The sequence below is a fragment of the Pseudomonas urethralis genome (genome assembly GCF_021602465.1).
In the GTDB taxonomy this organism is placed as follows: domain Bacteria; phylum Pseudomonadota; class Gammaproteobacteria; order Pseudomonadales; family Pseudomonadaceae; genus Aquipseudomonas; species Aquipseudomonas vlassakiae.
In genome coordinates, this window is the sequence record NZ_BQIJ01000001.1 from 447,378 (window position 1) to 464,418 (window position 17,041).

The window sequence follows — 17,041 nt, forward strand, 5'->3', positions numbered from 1 at the left end:
GCTGACATCCAAACTGCCAAACGTGGCATCCATTTTAGTTATGCATGTTGAATGGAATGCCAAGCAGCCAGTTGATAACTTGATCCGTGAGGCCGCTATGGGGGGCGATTCGATCATGTCGGAACCTCATGGCCATCCTCGTAAACCCAGACAAGCCCTCCTGGAACCCAGCACTCTCCGGCTTTAGTTGCCCAGAAAATATCGTCGTGAATATCCTCCTCAGCAGGCCAAGCCGACTCAAATTCTGCTATTTGTTCCTCAAGTGTGCCAGTCAAAGGTTTTTTTGCAGCTAAATACACACGACTGTCTAAGAGAAGATATCTTAGCACCTGCAGAAAAATTCTTTTTTGGTCTTCATAATTTGCATGTGAATATATATCACACACATTCAGCCAAAGCGCATCCACCGCAAAACCTTCACTCCGCCCTACAATTTCTTTAAATTCTTCCGAATCACGAGAACAAGAAATCATTTGAACTTTACCTCTACCTTTTTAGCTTTCAGATCTGGATGTTTTATAATATCTATAGTCCAGTTCGCACCGGTCTCCATCCCGGAGCTTGACCTGTCGCGCAGATTAATTTTTACACCATCTTCCCGCGTCAGCACATAGAGGTTGGTTGATTCCCCCCGGATACTGATCGTTTGTACAGGCGGCAAATGCTCTACTCCACCAAGCTGCAGGAAGTAGGACTTCACCATATCGTCAGAAGCGCCAATAAATACGGGTGCATTGTCACTAACCTTAGGATCAGTTTTCAGCGTTTTACCATCAATCGTCAGTTTGAAATCCTTAGGATGCTGTGATTTATCCGCAAACTGCGAAATTATCTCATCCATACGCTCATTCGCGAGCTTTTCCAGCTTTGAGAGTGGCTTTGGTGTATCTCCCGCCTGGGGATCCGGAGCTTCCCCTCCCTTGGCCTCTGGTCTATCCTTCCCGTCCGGCTTATGCGCATGCCCCTCATTGGGTGCTTTCTCAGTGCCCCCTTTGTGCATAGACGAGATGCCCGTTCCGATGATGCTGGCAATGAGGTTACCGCCGCCCATCAGCAGCCGATCGAATTTCTCATCTTTACTAAGATCCTTACCTTCCATGTATTCAGCAATTTTCTGTCCTACATAGTCCTGATATCCCTGCAGCCGCTCCATCAGTGCCTGGCCCAACGGAGTCTGCTCTGCAGCGCTCATCGCTACCGCTTGGACGACCCCCTTGGGACCTTGCGTCAGAGCCAGAATAATACCAATCGCTTGGGCTTTTTCCGGATTATTTTCGATGTAATCGTTGATGTACGACATCGAGCGCAGGCTGTCCTGCAGCAGGGTCAATTCCTTTGTATAGACGGTTGTCTCAGGTAGTAAAACGGTGCCCGCAACACCCATCGGCTTCATGGCCTGGTCAACAATTTCCTTTGCCTCTGTTATGGTCTCAGGCTTGATGTTCCAGAAGCGGCTCAACTCACCCAGCACATTGTTCTGAAAGTTTTCATCCGCCATCAGCGCCATGGCTTCGCTGCGACTCTTACCACTGAGAATCAATTGCTCCAGGGTCTGTTCAGCGAACTCACGAGTTGTAACACCCATGACACCTGGCGCCCACTGCCGCCCCATCAAGCGATCCAGGCGGTTGAGCGTGGCATTGATACCAACACTTGCCGCTTCGAAATTCTTCAGTGCTGTATCGTCATAGTTGAGCAATCCGTCGCTCCACTTCTGTAACGTTTCCTTCGGATTCAACGCATCATGCAGCGAACTACCGGTGACATAGAGATCGGTGCGCGACTCTTTATCGCGGGTAATCTCGTAGGCTTTGGACAGGTCGCGATTCAGGCCGACGATAGAATCCTGCCCCGTCGCGGCATCCTCGCGAACGGTGATCTCTCCCGCCCCCACCGTCGCCCGCACGATCTGCTCACGGTCTTTCTCATACTCCCAACCGCTGACGCTCCAGCCGTTTTCGCCTTTTTCGCCCTTCCCTTGCTGGCTGGCATCCTGCTGCGTCGTCCCGGAGCCTTGCTTCCAGCTCCCCCCAACATTCAGGTAGTACCCGTGCTCCTGGTCCTTGCCGGCTATGTCGCTGTAGCCCAAGGTGCCGGTATCGAGTTTGAGGTTGCCGTTGTCGGCGGCGATCAACGCGCCGTCGAGCTGGGTGTGGTGCTCGGTGCGGATATCGACCTTGTCGCGGCCGGTGATACGTGTCTGGTCCTCGACCCATTCGGTCTTGCCGGTGGTCTTGCCATAGCCGACCGAGCCACTGATGCCTGCGCCGGGGCCGATCGTGACAGTCGCGCTGAGATCAAATTCCTTGCCTTTGACCTTGCCAGTATCGACCGCCGAGGCCACGTTCAGGTCGCCGCCGACCCGGCCGATGACCTCGTCACCGCGCAGTTGGGCACCTTGGATGTTGGTGTCCTTGCCGCTGGTGAATTTCAGTTGGTCACCGGCATAGACATAGGCCTCCTGATGGCGCTGGGCTTCGCGCTCGAGGTTGCCTTTGCCCAGATTGACGCTGGCATAGACGCCGATACCTTCCGAGCCAAACGCCAGCCCCACTTCACCGCCCCCGCTGTGGCGATTCTGCTCGTACCTGGAATCGTTCTGCGCAGCGCGGATGTTCAGGTCATTACCGGCGGCCAGGTCGACGTCGCGCCCGCCCTTGATCTCGGAACCTACGATGTTGAGGTCGTGACTGGCATCGAGGCGAATATCGCGGCCTGCCTCGAGCTGGCTTGGCGACGAAGTCCCCTGGGTGCCATCGGCACCGGCGGCGCCATGGCTGGCCCCGATACCGACCTTGAGCCCGCCACTGCTACCACCACTGATACCAGCCCAGTTTTGCGACTCACGGCTCGACTGGCTGCTGCTGCCATGGGCGACATCGATGTTGATGTCGCGACCCTTGATGTCGATATCACGCCCAGCCTTGACGCCGCTGCCGGTGATCGTGACATCGTTGCCGGCCTGCAATCGGATGTCGTTGACGGCGTCCAGGCTGGAGCCACGGTTACTTTGCTCGATACTGGTCTGCTGGCTCTTTTGCGAGCTGTTGCCAATTTTGACATCACCCGTCGGGCCGGCCAGGAACTGGTTGAGCGAGTCCACTGCCTGAAGGGTACTGGACCCTTGGCTGACCGCGTTCTCGCCCTTGCCAGCGTTGCTCAGGGCGTCCTTGGTTTTACCGAAGTTGTGATTGATCGAACCGCCAACACCTTGGCTGGCGTACTCGCGCTCCTGCTCGAGCACACGGGTTTCGCGCGCTGCGTCGATGTTGATATTGCGGCCGGCATCCAGGCTGATGTCATGCCCGGCCACCAGGTCGGAACCGGTCTGGTTGATGTCGCGACCGGCCTTGATGTCGAGATCCTGCCCGGCCTTGATCTGGCTGGCCGACGCCAATTGCTCGCGCAGCCGGTCCTTTGCGATTTCCTTTTCGACACCGGCGAAGGCCTTGATGCCGTTGTCATCGGCACTGGTGCTCAGGCCGACTTTCGAGGTCTGCGACCAGTTGCGGGTATCGCTCTGGTTCTCCGCCGCCGCCACGTTGACGTCGCGCCCGGCATTCAAGCTGACGTTGCGCCCGGCGTTGACACCACTGCCCAGCAGGTTGATGTCGCGCTCGGCCTGCAGTGTGGCATCACGCTCGGCTAAGACCTGGCTGGCGACACTGGTGCTGCTGCGTGCTTCCTGGCCAGCTTTTTTTGCCGACGCCACCGATACCGAAGGAATGACGACGGCCCCAGATGAAACCGAGATGCCGACTTTTTTCTTATAGGAATCGCTGTAGCTATAAGCGGCGTCGTTGGCCGACACCAGGTTGATGTCGCCTTCCTTGTCGATCAGCCCCGCGCGCAACTCCACGTCGTTGCCGGCATTGGCTTCACTGGCGCGCAGGCGCACGTCGCTGCCGGCGGCGATGACCACGTCGTTGCCGGCGTCCAGCTCGCTGCCGACCTGGGTGGCGCTGGTCTTGAGCTGGCTCTTGCCGCTCTTCGACAGGCCGAGGAAGCCGGACTTGGTCTTCTTGCTGTACTCGCCATGCTCCTCGACCCCAGACAGCACCGCCACATCGCCGGTGGCGCCGAGCATCAGGTCGCCGCCAGCCTTGAGCTGACTGCCGATCACGCTGACATCGCGGCCGCCGTCCAGCCTGATGCCGCCGCTGTCGGTCTTGCTGACGTTGACGGTAAGGTCGCCGCCGGCCTCGATCACCGAGGCGACGTTGGTGCTGTGGTAGCTCTCCTTCTGTGTCGAGCTGCTGCGGCCGAACGAGCCTTTGCTCTTCTTCAGGTAGTAGGAGGCGCTTTCGTCCTGGTCGGACGCGATGGTCAGGTCGCGCTCGGCGTCGATGTCGACATCCCCCTTGCCCTTGACCTGGCTGGCGACGACGGCCATGTCCTGGCCGGCGCTGAGCGAGATATCGCCACCGGCGTTGACCGTGGTCGAGACCTGGGTGACCAGGTCCTTGGACTGGGTGACTTTCTTGCTACGACTGAAGCTGTGCGCTTCGTCGGCGGCCGAGGTCAGGTTCAGGTCGCCACCGGCAGCCATGGCGATGTCGCGGCCTGCGTCGATCTGGCTGGCGACTGCGGAGATATCGCGTCCGGCACCGATACTCAGGTCCCGCCCGGCTTCAAGGGTCGCGCCCGACTGCTGCACGGTGCTGTTGCGCTGGGACCCGGAATAGAAGCCTTCACGCTGCTCCACCGCAAGAACGCTGATATCGCGCCCGGCACTGAGCGACAAGTCCCCCCCGCTCTGGATCACGCTGCCGATGTTCTTGATGTCCTGGCCGGCCTTCAACTCCAGGGAATTTGAGGCCTCGATGCGCGCGGCGTTGTCGAGATAGCCCCACTGGTTGGTGATGCCGCCATAGGTCATGCTGTGACGCTGCTGGTCACGCTGGTTGAGGATGTCACCGTTGACAGCGGTCAGGCTGACATCGCGCCCGGCAATGATGCCGCCGGCGCTGTTGACCAGGTTATTGCCCGCCAGCAGGTCCAGGCGCTCGCCGGCCTCTATCAGGCCGCCGTTGACCAGGTCGTTGCCCGCCGTGGCGGTGAGGTTGCGGCTGGCGCGCAGGGTACCGACGTTGCTCAGGTCCTCGCCGGCGATCAACTCGACATCCTGGCCGGCGATCAGCGCGCCGTTGGGGGCCAAGCGGTTGTCGGCATTGGCCAGGTAGAGCACCGGCACCAGGACTGCTTCACCGTTGACGACATGTTGCTCCATCCACACGATGTCGTGAGTCAGCGCCGCCACCTGGGCAGCAGTCAGGCCTACGCCGACGCTCAGGTTGAGTTCGTCCTTGCTACGGATGGCGTTGTCCATCAGGTACTTGAACTGCTGCTCACCCGAGGTCTTGCCATCGATGAACTGCTGACCGGTACGGGCCACCACTGCCTGTTGGACCAGACGTTGCTCATATAGGCCGTCACCCAGGCGTTTCCAGCTGTTATCCGGGTCGTAGCCCAGGCTACCGAGCAGGTAATCGGAGCTCATGAACTGTTTGAGTTCGGTGAGCACCGGATTGGTCTCGATCAAGTACTTTTGGGGTTTGCTGACGTACTGGCTGGCCGGGAAGCGAGTGACGCCCGGGATATTGATACCCAGATCGCCACCGGTGTTTGCGTGCCGCTGCGGCATCGCGAAATCGACTGCGGTATCTCCCGGCGCGTTTACCCCGAGGGCACTGGCACGGCCACCAACCGTCCGGCCTTGGTGAGCGACATTAGCGATGTCGCTGTCAGTCAGGTTGTAAGCGGCCGCATTTGCCACTTGCAATCCGCCCGGCATCGAACCGGGTACGTTGCCCTGACGACTCTGGGTGGTGACACTGCCCGTGCCGAGGTCCCATTGCTGGCCCGATACGGTCGCAGCATTACCACCTTGCCCGCTGAGGCGGAACAAGCCGTTCTGCCCGATGGGCAAGGTGAAACCGCCCAGGTCCAGCGGATTGACCTGCTGGCGTGCCAGGTCGGGTGGCAGTTGGCTGTGAACGGTGATGACCGTGTTGTTGCCAGCACTTGGTAACTGAGGATCGAATGATCTGCCGGTTGGAGTGCCGACCAGCTGGCCCTGCTGCACGACACTGTTGCTCAGGTTCTGTCGAGCGTTGATCTGGACCAGATTGCCGGCCTGGACCACGGCATTGATTGCAGTGCCCGTGTTTGGATCGGAAAGAGTCCGGGTATCGAAGAAGCTGGCATTGGCTACCGACGCGGGCAGTGCTGCCCGCACACCGCTGTTGTATGAGGGCGCAACATGGAAGAACTCAACACCTTTTCTCCAACCCCATGAACGATACCACCCAACGCTCATGGTCTCTTCACCCGCTTGTGGAGAACTGGTCAGCCGAGGAGCAACGGTCGATTCATTCCAACCTGCATCCCAATGTCGAAATGTCCCAACGCCACCTCGATAACGAGACCCGTCAACCACTTGGAGGCGATAGCCAGGATCGTTGGCGGCGTTGTAGTGCACCGCCTCCGACCAGAAGTCTGGGTTCTGGCCCTGGAGGTTGAAAGACCTCAGTGTCGAGTAGCTGCCCAACGCACGACCGACGTTATTGAAGTCGTCGAAATTAGCCAGCAAATTGCGTCCTGCCGTGACCACCGAAGCATCGTTGGTGAAATCACCGCCATTCATTACCAGATCCTGCCCAGCGGCGATTCTAGCCGCCTGCGAATCCGCTTCCAGCACGTTCTCGTAGTGCTCCTGCAACACGAAATGCCCGCTGGTTGCAGCAGTTGAACGCAGACCGATCGCGCTCGACACCAATTTGCTGGAGGTCTTGATGTACTCCTTGCGATTGTCGACACGCGTCGCACTCAGGCGCATGTCCCCGTCGCTTTCCAGGCTGCCGGAAACATTGTCCAGCAGATCCGCCAGATTACCCGCCCCATCCCGCGCCACAGTCAGCCCACCGAGGCTGTACACATCGCCATAGAAGTTGGTCAGGCTACCGGTATACAGCTGCATGTCCTGGCCACTGAACAGCAACCCATGATCATTGCGCAGGCTGACCGTGGTGACCCGCACCAGCTGGTTGCCGCCTAGGGTACCGAGGTTGTTCAGGATGCCGGCATTGACCAGCAGGTCCCCTGCCGTACTCATCCGCCCCTGGTTGTTCAGCTGGCCGGTCACGTTGACCGTGGTGTTGCCTACGCCGGTGATGCTGGCGTTGCTGCCCAAGTCCATCTGCGCCGCGCTTACCCCCAGGGTGCCGAGGCTGCTGACCCGGCCATTGCCACTGTACAGGCCGCCCAGGTTGAGGCGGAGGTCACCGTCACTGGCGATCAGGCCATCGTTACTCCAGTTGCCGCCATTGCCCACCAGGCTGTCGAACGCCAACAGCTGGCCGTCGGCAGTCTGGGTGAGGTTGTTGACGTTGACGGTCAGGCGCCCGGCCTGGATCGCGCTGCCATTGGTCCAGGTGTCGGCGGTCAAGGTCAGGCCGCCGCGGGTGATCAGGCTGCCGCCGGCACGGGTTAGGTTGAGGGTGTCGATGTCGAACACGCCGCTGCCCGCGTGCAGCACCCTGCCCCCAACGTTCTGCAGTACGCCGGCGCCTAGGGTCAGGTCGGTGTTGCCGACTTCCACCACGCCGGCGCGATTGTCGAACAGGCCGCCGATGGCGAACTGGCTCTGGCCGCTGGTGCCCAGTGCGCGCAGTTGGCCGCCCTGGTTGTCCAGGCTGGCGGCACTGATGGCGAAAGTGGTCGAGCTTTCGATCACGCCGGCACGGTTGTCCAGGGCGTCGCTGAGCCCCAGCTCGATACGCTGCCCAACCATCTCGCCACGGGCATCGCCGCCGTTGAGCAGGCTGCTGCCAGTCACCTTCAGCAGGCCGCCGGCCGATACGCCGCCGTCGCGGTTGTCGAGCTGGCCGGTGCGGATCAGGGCATCGCCCGTCAGCGCGGCGATGCGCCCGCCGTGGTTGTCGAGGCTGGCGCTCTGCAGGTCCAGGCTCAAGGCCTGGAGGATGCCACGCTGGCCGGCCGCGTCGCTGCCGTTGCGCAGCACGCCGGTGGTGCGCACGGCCAGGGAGCGTTTGAGGCTGGCCAGGGTGCCGCCACGGTTGTCGACGTTGGCCGCGCCGAGGTCGAGGATGCCGTCCTGGGCGATCAGCTTGCCGCGCTGGTTGGCGAAATCACCCAGGCTCTTGACGCTGAGCGCACCGCTTGCCTGAACGGTGCCGTTACTGTTGTCGAGGCTGGCAGCCTGCAGGTTCACATCGCTTTGCTGGCTGTAGATCAGGCCATCGGCCGCATTGTTCACCGCCCCGTTGCTGGTGAGGGTGAGCAGGCCGCTGGCGGCCAGGGTGCCGTGTTGGCTGTTGTCGACGCTGGCGGCCAGCAGTTTCAGCAGGCCCTGGCTGGCGATCTCGCCGCCTTGGTTATCAACTTGGTTGGCACGCTGGATCAGCAGCGCCTTGCCGCTGGCCAGCTTGCCCTGGCGGTTGATCAGGTCACCCAGCAGGTCGAGGGTCAGGTCGCCCTGGGCGATGAAGCTGCCGGCGCTGTTGTCCAGGCGTGAAGCGCTCAGCTTCAGCGCCTGTTGGGCGGCCACGCGCCCGCCACGGTTGTCGAGGGCCTGGGCATCGATGTCGAGCTGCTCGCCCGCATCGATCAGGCCACCGTCATGGTTGTCCAGCGCAGCAGTGACCGCCAGGTGTTGCGCACCGGCACTGGACAGCACGCCCTTGGCGCTGTTGTCGAGACTGGCGGCACTGACGTCCAGGCGCTGCTGGGCGACCAGGGCGCCACCCTCGCTATTGCGCAGCGCGCCGGCGATGTTGGCCTGCACTGACCCCGCGCGGCTCGACAAGGTGCCTTGCTGGCGGTTATCGAGACGCTGGCCGCTGACCGTCAGCCCCTGCCAACCGGAAATCAGGCCCCCCTGGTTGTCGATTGCACCACTGGTAAGCGCCAGCGCTTGCTCGCTGATCAACTTGCCTGCGCGGTTGTCCACGGCACTGGCATCGAGTTGCAGCGCCTGGGCCGTCGAGAGTTCGCCATTCGGGTTGATCAGCGTGCCCAGTTGCTTGACGGTCAACTGCCCGGCCGTGGTAATCAGGCCACCCGTGTTGTCGAGGTCGCCACCGCCAAGCGTCAGGTCGATCGCGCTGCCCAGTACCTTGCCGTCGCGATTGCCGAGACCTTGGCTGGAGAGGGCCAGCGCACCGCGGGCCTCGATCAGGCCGCGGTTGGTCAACAGGCCATCGATGGCCAACTGCATGCCGCCCTGGCTGCTCAGGGTGCCGCCGCTGTTGTCCAGCGACCCGGCGTGAACATCCAGCGCCTGGGCGCCGATCAGGCCCTTGAGGTTATCCAGCCGCTGCTTGACCCGCAGCATCAGGCCCTGGTTGCTGAGCAACCGACCGTTGCTGTTGTCCAGCTGCTTGGCGTCCACGCTGAAGGCCTGGGCGCTGGAGATCTCGCCGCCCTGGTTGGCCACTCCGTTCAGGTTGTGCAACACCAGCAACGGGGCGTTGATCAGGCCGCCGCGGTTGTCCAGCTGGCCCTGGTTGAGGTCCAGGTGTACCGAGGTGTCGCTGAACAGCTTGCCTCCCTGCTGGTCGAGGCCGGTCAGCGTCGCGGTGAGCGCTTCGCGGCTGCCGATGCGGCCGCCGTCGCGGTTGTCCAGCTGGCCGGCGCGCAGGTCGAGGGTACGGTTGCTGCCGAGGCTGCCCTGGCGGCTGTTGTCGAGGTGGCCGGTGTTGATGGCCAGCGCGCCTTTGCTCGATACCACGCCTTTGTCGGTGTTGGCGAGGCTGGAGCTGGCCAGCACGATGTCGGCGTCGCCGAGCAGCTCGCCGCCCAGGTTCAGCAGCTCGCCCTGGCTGGTCAGCCGAAGCTGGCCGGCGCTGCTCATCTGCCCGCTGCTGTTGTCCACCCGTTGCGCCATCAGGGCCAGTTGGCCCTCGGCACTGACCATGCCGAGGCGGTTGAGCGCTTCACCGGTCAAGGTCAGGGTCATGTCCTGCTGGCTGGTCAGGCGCCCGCCATCGTTATCCAGTGTCGCGCCGCTGAGCGTCAGGCCACCCTGGGCTTCGATGGCGCCCTGGTTGCGGTTGAGCAGTTGCTGCAAGGCCAGGGTCAGGCCGCTGCCGGCGACCAGCAGGCCGCCGTCGCTGTTGTCCAGCAGGCTGCCGGTGACCTCGACGCCGGCCTTGCCGGTGATTTCACCGCCACGGTTGTCGACCTGGCCTACGCTCAGGGTCAGCGCGCCATTGCTGCCCAGCAGGCCCGCGGCACGGTTGTCCAGCTGGGCGCCCTTGACCTGCAACTGATCCAGGCCGATCAGCGTGCCGGCCGTGTTCACCAGCGTGCCGGCGTCGATATCGAGACGCCCCTTGCTCGACACCTGGCCCTGGCTGTTGTCCAGCACTGCGGCGCTGAACTGGCTGGCGGCATCACTCACCAGCGTGCCCTGGCGGTTGTCCAGGCGCCCATCGATGGCCAGGGCCAGGTTGCCACGGCTGCTGACCACGCCGCCCTGGTTGTCCAGGCTGGCGGCGCGCAGATCGAGGCCATTGGCCGAGACCAGGCCCTTGGCGTTGGCCAGGGCCTGGGCGATGCGCACGGTCAGGCCGGCGTCGCTGAGCACCTGGCCCTGGCGGTTGTCCAGCGTGGTCGCGGCCAGGCTGAAGGCTTGCGGGCTGGCGATGATACCGCGCTGGTTGTCGACGCTGCCGAGGTGGTTCAGCACCAGCACCGGCGCCTTGATCAGGCCATGGTTGACCAGCGCGCCCTGCCCCAGGTCGAGGGTGATCGAGGTGTTGCTCAGCAGGCGCCCGGCCTGCTGGTCGAAACCGCTGGCACTGAGCGACAAGGCTCCGACGCTGTCGATACGGCTGTCGCTGCCCGCGTTGCTGACCTGGCCGGCCTTGAGGGTCAGGCGGTCGTTACTGACCACATGACCATTGTCGCGGTTGTCCAGCGCACCGGTGGCGAGGTCGATCGCGCCCTGGGCGCCGAGCTCGCCGGCGCGGTTGTCGAGGCTGCCACTGCGCAGGTCGAGGGCGCCGTCGGCGGTGATCGAGCCGCGCTGGTTGTCGAGCGCACCGGTACTCTCCAGGGTCAGTGTGCCGGCGCTGGTCAAGGTGGCGTCGCGGTTGTCGAGGCTGGCCGCGCCGATGGCAAGGTTGCCCTCGGTGGTGATCAACCCCTTGCCGTTGTCCAAGGCCTGGCTCAGTTGCAGGCGCGTGCTCTGCACACCGGACAGGCGCCCGCTGCGGTTGTCCAGCGCCTGCCCGTCGAGGGTCAGCTGTCGGGTGGCACGCAGCAGGCCCTGGGCCTGGTTGATCACTTGGCCGACGGTCAGCGCCAGGTCGGTACCGGCCAGCACCTGGCCGCCGCTGTTGTCCAACTGCTGGCCGTCAATGCCGATCGACTGGGCAGCCGACAGTTCGCCGCCGCGGTTGTCGACGTTGGCAACCGTCAAGCGCAGGCCTTGTCCCGCGCCCACCACGCCGCCCTGCTGGTTCACCAGCGAGCTGCCGAGCAGGCTCAGTTGACCATTGGCAGAGAGCTTGCCGCCCAGTTGCTCGACACGGGTGATGCGGCCGTCGAGGTCGCCAGCACTGGTCAGGCTGCCGCCGCTGTTATCCAGGTGTTCGGCCTGCAAGTACAGGTCACCCTGGGCGCCGAACACGCCCAGGCGGTTGAGCAGTTCGGTGCCGCTGTAGCGCACCAGGGCCTGGCCGCTGACCAGGCCCTGGTCGCGGTTGTCGAGGCGGTCGACGGTCAGCGTCAGCGCGCCGGCAGCATTGATCCAGCCGCCGCGGTTATCCCATTGCTGGCCTTTGAGGGTCAGCAGCGCCTTGCCCACCAGGCGCCCACCCCGGTTGTCCAGCTGGCCGGCGTCGATCTCGGTGGCGCCCTGGCCACTGATCAGGCCGTTGCCCTGGTTGTCGAGCAGCCCGGCCACCTTGGCCGTCACGGAGCCTTCGCCCAGTACCTTGCCTTGCTCGCGGTTGTCGAGGCTGGCGGCATTCACCGCCAACGCCTGACCCGAGGCCACGACCCCATTGCGGTTGTCCAGGGCCTGGTTGAGGTCCAGTTGCAACGTCTGGTTGCTACTGAGAACACCCTTGCGGTTGTCGAGGCTGGCGGCACGCAGCTGGCTGTCGCCGCTGCTGGAAATTTCGCCTTGCTGGTTGTCGATACCAGCACCGGTGACCAATACCAGGCCCGCGTCGCTGGTCACGACCCCACGCTGGTTGTTCAGGGCCAGGGCGTGGATATTCAACCCTTCGCCGGAAACCACGCCATCGAGGTTGTCGAGCACCTGGTCGAGGCGGACGGTCAGCGCGGCGTCGCTGTAAAGCTGGCCACTGCTGTTGTCGAGGCTGCCGCCGGACAGGCTCAAGTTAGCCTGGCTGGCGATGCGGCCCTTGCGGTTGTCCACGGTCGCAGCATTGGCGACGACGTTACGCCCGGCATTGACGCTGCCGCCCTGGTTGTCCAGACGGCTACCAGCGTTCACCGCCAGGTCGCGGCTGGCGATCAGCTTCTGGTTGCGGTTGTCCACCGCGCCTGCGGAGATCTCCAGGTCAGCGCCGGCAACACGGCTGCCATCGGTTGCAATACCCGCCTGGATACCGCCCAGGTTGCTCAGCTGGCCACCCGCGCTCAATTGCACCTGGCCGGCCGCTGTCAGCCCCTGGCGGTTGACCAGGTCGCCCTGGCTGCTCATCTGCAACTGCTGCCCGGCATGCACGGGGCCCTGCGCATCGATGGCCCGGGCCTGGACCCGTACATTGCCGCTGGCACTGGCCTGGTTCATGCGCAACTGACCGTTGGCATCGAGCTGGATGTCGCCACCGCTGGCGATCATCTGGCCATCGAGGCGCACGCCCACGCCGGCCTCGGTGCCCACCAGTTTCACCGCACCGGCATACATGCCGCCGAGGGCACTGGAGTCGATCGCCAGCGCCGGCCTGGCGCTGCCGTCATCGGCCCGCGCGGTGGGCGCCAGGGTATGCGCATCGACGTCGTTGCGCCCGGCAATGATCGTCAGGTTGCGTGCCTGGATCTCGGCGTTGATCTTGGCGCTGCGGGCAATCAGCTCGAAGCTGTCGAGGTTGTTGGCGTTGACGCCTGCGCCTTCGATGGCGATCTGGCCCTGGTCGACCCGGTAACCGGTGAGCTGGCCGTTGCTGATCACCGGTGTGCCGGTGCTGAGTGTGGCCCGCGGCGTATTGATGAAGCCGCAACCATCACAGCTGATGCCGTGCGGGTTGGCGACGATGACATGGGCGCCCTGCCCGGCCACTTCGGTGTAGCCGCGCAGCTGGCTGGCATTGGCGCCATTGACTTCGTTGAGGATGATCTGCGCGGCCCTGCCCTGCAGGTTGCCGTTGCCGAGGATGATCCCGCCCAGCTGCGTGGAGGCCGTGCGATCGGTGGCGTTGTTGAGGATCAACCCCTGCTGGCCGACGTTGTAGTCACTGAACTGGTTGTGCGACAGGCCGCTGCCGTTGGGCGCGGCGATGTTGACGATCGGCACGCCGTTGCCTGCCTGCCCCAGGCTGGTACCGGCCCCGCTGACCGCGATGCCTTCGGCCTGCGCCCACAACGGCTGCCAGAACATGACGTTGGCCAGCAGTAGCGCCAGGGCACGTTTGGGCAGGCCGCAGAAGTACTCGCGCGGCTGAATGCGGGCCGAGCGTTGGCGGGCCAGGAAGGCGAACAGGCGAACGTCCATGTCAGGTCTCGTCAATCAGATGCTTAAATGAAGAAGTCCAGGCGGAAGTACACCGGGCGTTCCTTTTCGGTCAGCACGCCGGGGCGTTCCAGGCTGTGGGCGAAGGTCACGCTGGCGGCCAGGTGCTGGCCACGGGCGAACAGCTCCAGCGAATGGCTGCTGGCACGGCCGTGGTACTCGCCGTTGTAGCGGTCATTGCGAATCACGCCGAGGTCATAGCCCAAACCCAGGCCGTATTCAGCCACCAGCGGCTGCAGGGCCGGCCAGGTGACCGGGCGGGTCCAGCGCAGGTCGCTGCGCCAGTAGCCGCCGCTGTCGCCGGACAACGACTGGTCTTTCAGGCCGCGCACCGACGACAACCCGCCGAGGCTGATGCGCTGCGGGCTGAACAGCACGTCCTCGCTGCGCTGGCCGGTGGCCAGGCTGCTCAAGCTCAAGCGCTCGCCAAGCACCTCGAAGCCCTGCACATAGCTGATCGTGGCGCTGTACTTGCGGTAGCGCGCCACCGGTTCACCCGGGGCCGGGTCACCGTTGCCCTGGGCATCGAAAGCACCGATGCCGTCCTGCATGCCAAGGTCGAGGTTGACGAAGGCATTGCCCAGGCGGCGACCCTGGTTGATGCCGAACTGCACCTCGCTCAGGCGGTTGCTGCTGGCCGCCAGGCGCGTGTCCTCGATGTAGTTGTTGGTGCGCAGGTGGGCGACGCCGGCACTCAGCGAGGTCTTGCTGGTGGCATCGCGGTGCACCACACGCTCGGCACGCAACTGATGGTTCTGGCTGTCGCCGGTCTGCTTGAAGTCAAAACCACTCACCTGGGCCTTGGCACGGTATTCGGTCTCGCTGTAGCTGTAGCTGAAGTTCCACCAGCCCCAGGGCAGGCTGTAGGCCAGCACGCCGTTCTTCGAGCCGACGGTGTGATCGCTGACCACGTCGTGGCCGCCGCGCAGGATCAACTGGTCGGCCAGGCCCAAAGGGCTGTCCCATTCGAGGCCGACATTGGCCATCTGCTCGCCAGTGCTGCGTTGGCCTTCGTTGTTGCGCGACAGCGAGGCGCGCCAGGGTTTCTGCGACGTGTTGCGGACCAGCACCTCGCTGCCGCCGACCGCCTTGCCCGGGGTCAGCTCCATCTGTGCCTTGTTCGACGGCAGGCGGTTGAGCTGGTCGACCATCTGCTCGATTTCCCGCAGGTTCAGGCGCTGGCCGACTTCACCCGGGAAGGCCATGGCCAGCTCGCGCGCGCTGAGGCCGCTGTCCTTTTCAGGGCGCAGCCCTTCCACGCGCCCTTCCACCACCAGCACCTGCAAATGGCCGGAAGACAGATCCTGCTGTGGCAGGTAGGCGCGGCTGGTCACCAGGCCACGGCCCAGGTAGTGGTCGGTGATGGCCTTGAGCAAGGCGTTGAGTTGGGGAACGCCCAGGCACTGGTCGATGAAGGGCTTGAGCAGCGCATCGCGATCAGCCGCCGACAGGCTGTCGGCACCCTTGAGCTCGATGGTGTGGATGGTGAAGCAGCGGGTATCGGCCGCAGGTTGCGGCGCGGAAGGGAGCGCCGACTTGCCGGGCAAGGTGCGCAGTTCTTCGAGGCGGCGCTGCTGCTCCTGGAGCAGACGGTCCTGGCGGTCGCGGATCAGGTCCTGGTCGCCAGGCGAGGCCGCAAGTGCGGTATCGTCGGAAAATGCCAACAGCAAGATGAAAAGCGCTTTGCGAGGCGCCAGTTGAACATGCGCCCGCATATCCACTCCCTGGAAAAAAACAGGGGGCGATATTATTGTGCCACTACCCTTGCGTCAAATTTTCACCTGCAAAATCCGCCAAATAACCGACAGCCGGGACCAGGCACTGCAAGCCCCATCACCGGCATGCTGGCGACGGGGCTGATCCGGGCAGCTTACTCAGCCGCCGGCTTGCGCTTCTTCAGCGGTGCCAGGCCATCGGCGCTGGCCAGCGGTGCATTCGGCCGTGGCTTGGCGGTCGGCTTGCGCTTGGCAGCGGCTTTCTTCTCGCCCGTCTTCTTGTCGACCTTCTTCTTCTTGGCACCCGCCGCCTTGCCCGAGGCCTTGACCTTCTTCGGCCCGCTGTAGGTACCTTTGACTTCCTTGATCACCCGGCGCTCGAACTGCTGCTTGAGGTAGCGCTCGATGCTCGACATCAGGTTCCAGTCATTGTGGGTGATCAGCGAGATCGCCAGGCCTTCGCCACCGGCACGGCCGGTACGGCCCACACGGTGCACGTACTCGTCACCGCTGCGTGGCATGTCGAAGTTGATCACCAGGTCCAGGCCGTCGATGTCCAGGCCACGGGCTGCCACGTCGGTGGCCACCAGTACCTTGGAGCTGCCCTGCTTGAAGCGCTCGATGGCCAGCTTGCGGTCCTTCTGGTCCTTCTCGCCGTGCAGCACGAAGGCCTTCACGTCCTTGGCCACCAGGTGACCATAGATGCGGTCGGCCAGGGCGCGGGTGTTGGTGAAGATGATCGCCTTGTCGAAGGTCTCGTTGGCCAGCAGCCACTGCACGATCTGCTCTTTATGCTGGTCGTGGTCGGCGGTGATGATCTGCTGGCGGGTGCCCTCTGCCAGCTGCGAGACGCTGTTGAGCATCAGGTGCTCAGGGTTTTTCAGGACCTTGCCGATGATGTCGCGCAGGGCCGCGCCGCCGGTGGTGGCGGAGAACAGCAGGGTCTGCTCGCGGTTCTCGCACTCCTTGCACAGGCGCTCCATGTCTTCGGCGAAGCCCATGTCGAGCATGCGGTCGGCTTCGTCGAGGATCATCACCTGCACGTGGGACAGGTCGAGGTTGCCGGCGTTGAGGTGCTCGAGCAGGCGGCCCGGGGTGCCGATCAGCACGTCCGGCACCTTGCGCAGCATGGCGGCCTGCTCCTTGAAGTCTTCACCGCCAGTGACCAGGCCGGCCTTGATGTAGGTGAACTGCGAGAACAGCTGCACTTGCTTGAGGGTCTGCTGGGCCAGCTCGCGGGTCGGCAGCAGGATCAGCGAGCGGATCTCGACGCGCCCGCCTTTCAGGTCGACCAGGCGGTTGAGCAGCGGCAGGACGAATGCCGCGGTCTTGCCGCTGCCGGTCTGCGCGGTCACGCGCAGGTCGCGCCCTTGCAGGGCCAGGGGGATGGCCGCGGCCTGCACCGGGGTTGGCTCGACAAATTTAAGCTCGGCCACGGCTTTAAGCAGGCGTTCGTGCAGGGCGAATTGGGAGAACACGGAGGTAACCTCAGGCAAGTGCGGGAAATTCAGTTGCATAGGGTAACGTTTTCTGCCGCCTTAGCCGAATTTCTTTTGGCAACTTCGTCGGCATCCGCGCTCTAATGGCGCTTCGTTTT

At 63.4% G+C, this 17,041-nt stretch carries 4 protein-coding genes; all 4 read right to left on the reverse strand.

Features of this window, described 5'->3' with window-relative positions; translation table 11 throughout:
- Window positions 1–113 precede the first annotated feature (113 nt).
- Complete coding sequence (locus L6D64_RS01970; RefSeq protein WP_176507894.1) at window positions 114–473, reverse strand: DUF596 domain-containing protein; 360 nt, start codon at window positions 471–473, stop codon at window positions 114–116.
- Entirely contained in the window at window positions 470–13,711 is a 13,242-nt protein-coding gene (locus L6D64_RS01975) for a hemagglutinin repeat-containing protein (protein WP_176507893.1), read from the reverse strand. Before L6D64_RS01975 ends, L6D64_RS01970 begins: the two co-directional genes overlap by 4 nt.
- Before the next feature lie 23 nt (window positions 13,712–13,734).
- On the reverse strand, window positions 13,735–15,444 hold the full coding sequence (locus tag L6D64_RS01980; RefSeq protein WP_176507892.1) for a ShlB/FhaC/HecB family hemolysin secretion/activation protein: 1,710 nt from the start codon (window positions 15,442–15,444) through the stop codon (window positions 13,735–13,737).
- 155 nt (window positions 15,445–15,599) lie between these two features.
- Window positions 15,600–16,961 carry a DEAD/DEAH box helicase gene (locus L6D64_RS01985; RefSeq protein WP_099815967.1) on the reverse strand — a complete coding sequence of 454 codons (1,362 nt, stop codon included), beginning with the start codon at window positions 16,959–16,961 and terminating at the stop codon, window positions 15,600–15,602.
- Window positions 16,962–17,041 lie beyond the last annotated feature (80 nt).